This is a genomic window from Nocardioides sp., assembly GCF_050699375.1.
Lineage (GTDB): Bacteria > Actinomycetota > Actinomycetes > Propionibacteriales > Nocardioidaceae > Nocardioides.
This window is the reverse complement of sequence record NZ_JBOHDN010000300.1, coordinates 1-5,154: the sequence shown is the minus strand read 5'-3', so window position 1 is coordinate 5,154 and position 5,154 is coordinate 1. Positions and strand designations below refer to the sequence as shown.

At 69.8% G+C, this 5,154-nt stretch carries 4 protein-coding genes; all 4 read right to left on the bottom strand.

Annotated features, from left to right (window positions below):
* Positions 1 to 127: 127 nt before the first annotated feature.
* A complete protein-coding gene (locus ACRDPS_RS21490) occupies positions 128 to 979 on the bottom strand; it encodes a sugar phosphate isomerase/epimerase family protein (RefSeq protein WP_431503703.1) in 852 nt (283 codons plus the stop codon).
* The gene (locus tag ACRDPS_RS21485) at positions 976 to 2,160 is read right to left on the bottom strand and encodes a dihydrodipicolinate synthase family protein (protein WP_431503702.1); all 1,185 of its coding nucleotides are present in this window, start codon (positions 2,158 to 2,160) and stop codon (positions 976 to 978) included. Before ACRDPS_RS21485 ends, ACRDPS_RS21490 begins: the two co-directional genes overlap by 4 nt.
* The gene (locus tag ACRDPS_RS21480; protein ID WP_431503701.1) at positions 2,157 to 3,308 is read right to left on the bottom strand and encodes a Gfo/Idh/MocA family protein; all 1,152 of its coding nucleotides are present in this window, start codon (positions 3,306 to 3,308) and stop codon (positions 2,157 to 2,159) included. Before ACRDPS_RS21480 ends, ACRDPS_RS21485 begins: the two co-directional genes overlap by 4 nt.
* Positions 3,309 to 3,399: 91 nt before the next feature.
* Entirely contained in the window at positions 3,400 to 4,422 is a 1,023-nt protein-coding gene (locus tag ACRDPS_RS21475; RefSeq protein WP_431503700.1) for a LacI family DNA-binding transcriptional regulator, read from the bottom strand.
* Positions 4,423 to 5,154: the final 732 nt, after the last annotated feature.

Genomic DNA, 5,154 nt, shown 5'->3' with positions numbered 1-5,154 from the left:
GACTACTCGCCCTATGGGAACGACCGGATAGTCCTACGAACGACGTGTTACCCGAGTTCGCCGCCGAGCTGTGGGAGCAGTTCGGCGGCGTTCGACGTTCGTGTGGATTCCGGTGGACGACCCGGCGTCACAGATGAGGCAGAACGAGGTCGCGGTAGCGCTGGGTCATGGTGGCGAGCACGTCGTCGGGGTCACTGGCCCAGACCGCCTCGTTGAAGATCTCGACCTCGACGTCGCCGGTGTAGCCGGTCCCGGCGACCATCCGGGTGATCGGTGCGAAGTCGATGACCCCGTCGCCCATCATCCCGCGCGCCAGCAGGGCGTCGGAGGGGATCGGCAGGTTGAAGTCGCAGACCTGGTACGCCGCGAGCCGGCCCTCCTCGCCGGCCCGCTCGATCTGGGCCGCGAGGTCGGGGTCCCAGAAGACGTTGAACGTGTCCACGACGACGGCGACCGCATCGGTCGGGTGCGGCGCAGCAAGGTCGAGTGCCTGGCCGAGGGTCGAGATGACCGCCCGGTCGGCGACGTACATCGGGTGGAGGGGCTCCAGGACGAGCTTCACGCCGTGGTCGCCGGCGTACGGGGCCAGCTCGGCGAGCCGCTCGGCGACCCGCTCCCGGGCGCCGGCCAGGTCCACGTCGCCCTCGGGTAGGCCGCCCACGACCATCACCAGCGTGTCGGTGCCAAGGGTGGCGGCCTCGTCGATCGCCCGCTTGTTGTCCTCGAGCGCTCCGGCGATCCCGGCCTCGTCGGATGCGGTCAGGAAGCCGCCGCGGCAGAGCGAGGAGACGCGCAGCCCGGCGTCGCGTACGAGCTTGGCGGTCTTCTCCACGCCGGTCTCGTGCACGCGGTCGCGCCACAGCCCCAGGGCGGGGATGCCGGCCCGAGCCGCACCGTCGACGGCCTGGGCGAGGGTCCAGGAGTTGGTGGTCTTGGTGTTGAGCGAGAGGCGTTCGAGCCCGGTGATGCTGTCGGTCACTGGTCGACTCCTTGCACGGTGAGGAAGGCGCGCATGCGTGCGGCCGCGAGGTCGGGGCTGGTCAGCAGGCCGGCCGCGTCGGCCAGCCGGAACACCTCGGTCAGATGGGGTACCGAGCGACCGGCGTGCAGGCCCCCGGCCATCGAGAACCCTGGCTGGTGGCCGTTCAGCCAGGAGAGGAACGCGATCCCGGTCTTGTAGTAGTAGGTCGGCGCCTCGAAGATCTTCCGGCCGAGCGCCTGGGTGCTCTCCAGCAGCGCGCGGGCCTCGTCCGGGTCACCCGCGTCGAGTGCCTGCAGCGCGGCCGAGGCGGCCGGGTAGATCGCGGCGAAGATGCCGAGCAGGGCGTGCGAGAACTCGCCCTCGCCCGTGCCCTCGCCGACGATCAGCTCGGGATAGTTGAAGTCGTCCCCCGTGTAGAGCCGTACGCCGCCGGGCAGCGCCCGGCGCAGCCCGACCTCGTGCTCGGCGTCGAGGAGCGAGACCTTGACCCCGTCGACCTTGCCGGGGCGGGCCCGGATCACGTCGAGGAACGTCTCGGTCGCCTCCGCGACCGAGGAGGAGCCCCAGTAGCCCGCCAGCGCCGGGTCGAACATGTCACCCAGCCAGTGCAGGATCACCGGGCTCTCGGCCTCGTCGAGGAGCGTCGCGTAGACCTCGGCATAGTCGTCGGCATGCCGGGCGACCCGGGCGAGTGCGCGCGAAGCCATCACGATCGTGGTCGCGCCGGTGTCGGCGACGACCTTCATCTGCTCGCGGTAGGCATCGATGACGGTGGCCAGGCCGGCCGTGCCCTCGGGGAGGGCATCGAGCGCGAGCTGGTCGGTGCCGGCGCCGCAGGCGATGGACCCGCCCACGGAGGCTGCCTCGGCGGCCGAGCGGCGGATCAGCTCGGCTGCGGCGGTCCAATCGACCCCCATGCCGCGCTGGGCGGTGTCCATGGCCTCGGCCACGCCGAGACCGTAGGACCACAGCTCGTGGCGGTAGGCCAGGGTGTGGTCCCAGTCGATGTCCGCGGGTGCGCCGGGTACGTTCTCGGCGAGTGTGCGGGGGACGACGTGGGCGGCTGCATACGCGGTCCGGGAGGTGAACGGCGCACTCGGCTTCGTCCACTCCCTGGGGGCCGCGAGCGGATAGTGCTCGGTGCCGCCGTCGGGCCGGGGGAGGCGTACGGAGGTCACAGCTGGATCTCTCCGAGCTCGATCCGGCGGCCCTCGGCAGACGAGGTGAGCCCGGCCTCGGCGAGCCTCACTCCGCGGACCCCCGCCATGAAGTCGTAGGGGTGCTCGTCGTCGCCCTCGACGTACCGGATGAACTGCTCCCACTGGGCCTTGAAGCCGTTCTCGAAGGGCTGGTTGTCGGGCACCTCGGACCACTGCTCGCGGAACGGGATGGACTCGACGAGGTCGGGGTTCCAGACCGGTTTCGGGGTGAGGTTGCGGTCCTGGGCGAGGCAGTGGTGCAGGCCGGCGACGGCGGAGCCGTGGGTGCCGTCGACGTGGAACTCGACCAGCTCGTCGCGGTGGACGCGGGTGGCCCAGGAGGAGTTGATCTGGGCGATGATGCCGCCCTCGAGCTCGAAGATGCCGTACGCGGAGTCGTCGGCGGTCGCGGCGTACGCCTCGCCCTGCTCGTCCCGGCGTTCGGGGATGTGGGTGACGACCTTGGCGGTGACGGCCTCGACCTTGCCGAAGAGGTTCTCCAGGACGTAGTTCCAGTGCGGGAACATGTCGGTGGTCATGCCGCCGCCGTCTTCCTTGCGGTAGTTCCAGGACGGCCGCTGCGCGGGCTGGAGGTCACCCTCGAAGACCCAGTAGCCGAACTCGCCGCGCACGCTGAGGATGCGGCCGAAGAAGCCGGACTCGACAAGCCGCTTCAGCTTGAGCAGGCCGGGCAGGTAGAGCTTGTCGTGGACGACGCCGCTCTTCACCCCTGCGTCGGCCGCCAGGCGCGCCAGGCGCAGCGAGCCCTCGACGTCGTCGGCGATCGGCTTCTCGGTGTAGACGTGCTTGCCGGCCGCGATGGCCTTGGTGATGGCGGCCTCACGTACGTTGGTCAGCTGGGCATCGAAGTAGACGGTGTCCTCGGCGTTGCCCAGCGCCTCGTCGAGGTCGGTGGTCCACCGGTCCAGGCCGTGCTCCTTGGCGATGTCCTGGAGCTTCTCGGCATTGCGTCCGACCAGGATCGGGTCGGGCAGGATCCGGGTGCCGTCGGAGAGGTCGACGCCGCCCTGCTCCTGGACCGCCAAGATGCTGCGGACCAGGTGCTGGCGGTAGCCCATGCGTCCGGTGACGCCGTTCATGATGATGCCGAGCCGTCGTGTGGCCATGTGTGGTCCTCGTCTACGTTGGAAAGCGCTTTCCAACACGGTACGACGGGTGTGACGTCTCTCGCAAGAGGCCGTACGCCTCGGCCGGGTGTCAGAGGCGCGGAGGAGTGCTCTCGCGGAGCACGACCTGGCCCTGGACCTGGTGCTTCCGCAGCTCTGCGGTCGGCGCGGCGAGGACGAGGTCGAGCGCCAGCCGGCCGATCTCGGCCAGGGGGAGACGTACGGTGGTCAAGCCCGGGGTCACGTCGCGCAGGGTGGCGATGTCGTCGAATCCGGCGACCGCGAGGTCGCGACCCACCTCGACGCCGCGCTGTCGGCAGGTGGCCAGGGCGCCGACCGCCATGAGGTCGTTGACCGCGAAGACGCAGTCGATGTCCGGGTCGTCGTCGAGCAGCCGCGCCATCGCACGGTGCCCGCCGTCGCGGCTGAACTCGTCGGTCACGTACGTCGGCTTCGAGCCGGTCGCCTCCCGCCACGCCTCGGCGAAGCCGGCATGACGCTCGGCCGAGACCAGCAGGTCCTCGGGCCCGGCGAGCACCGCCGCCCGTCGGTAGCCGAGGTCGAGCAGCTGCACGGCCAGCGCGGTCGCACCACCGTGGTTGTCGATGACGACGGTGTCGACCGGTAGCCGCGGCTGGGTGATCGCCGCCGCCCGGCCACCGCCGTCGAGATAGGAGGTGAGCAGATCGGCGACCTCGCTGGTCTGGCGCTCGTCGGCGGTGTCACTGCCCGCGAGCACGATCGCCCGGCTACGTTGCCGGCGCAGGGCGGCCAGGAACTTCTGCTCCCGTTCGGGCTGGCCGCCGGTGTTGCACAGCATCACCAGCAGACCGTGCTCCTCGGCCGCCTCGGCCAGGCCGCCGGCGATCGTCGAAAAATAGGGATCGGAGATGTCCTTCACCAGCAGCCCGACCGTCTCGGTCGACCCTCGCGCCATCGCCTGGGCGTTGGCGTTGGGCGCGTAACCCAGTCTCTGGGCCGCCTCCAGAACACGTTCCTGCAGCTCCGGACGCACCACCCGCTCGCTCCCGTTCAGCGCGCGCGACGCCGTGGCCAACGAGACTCCTGCCTCGCGGGCCACGTCGCTCAGGGTTGCTGAACGTTCTCCCGGCACCCTTCGACTCTCCTTTGGCTACGGTGCTTGGAGCCTATGGCATCTCTCGGCATCTGCTCGGTCAAGAGGTCCGGCCTCGATCGTCGGGGTTGGCTCGATCTGTTGTCTCCGGTGGTCGAGCTTGTCGAGACGTCGCTTGGTTCCGGTGGTCGGGCTTGTCGAGACCTTCCTTGGTTCCGGTGGTCGAGCTTGTCGAGACCCTCCCCAGGTCCCGGTGGTCGAGCTTGTCGAGACCACGCCGCCCCGGTGGTCGAGCTTGTCGAGGCCTCCCTGCCGGAACGTTCGCTTCGACGGGTTGGTGTGGGCCGCCGACCCTTTCTGGAGGGTGTTCTCGATGCGCCCCGGAGTCAAGGACGGGCCTACGGCCCGCCGGCTGCGCCGGCCGCTTCGCGGTCCTGGACACCGGGACCCATCGAGATCGAGAACGCGCACTACGCTGCAAGAAACCGTCTCGTCCCGACCGGGTAGAGACACCATCAGAAGTGTCCGGAAACCCCGGGGCGGTTCAGTGGGGATCAGGTCGGCGTTGCAGGCCATTCTGCGGGCTTCTGCTGCGGTGATGGTGTCGCCGTCGAACCCCAATGAGGCGGTGCCGAGGTCGGTGCGGAGCTGGTCCAGGGTCATGGTGATGAACACCGTGGTCCCATGTCCACCGTGGCGGGGCAACTGGTCGACGTCGTAGGTTTCGATGATCCGGATGAACGCCTGGCCCAGGAGCCGGTCGTAGGGGAT

What these genes read in the sequence shown, in the direction of transcription:
- ACRDPS_RS21480 (WP_431503701.1), bottom strand. Translation starts at nt 3,308, where the DNA reads ATGGCCACACGACGGCTCGGCATCATCATGAACGGCGTCACCGGACGC.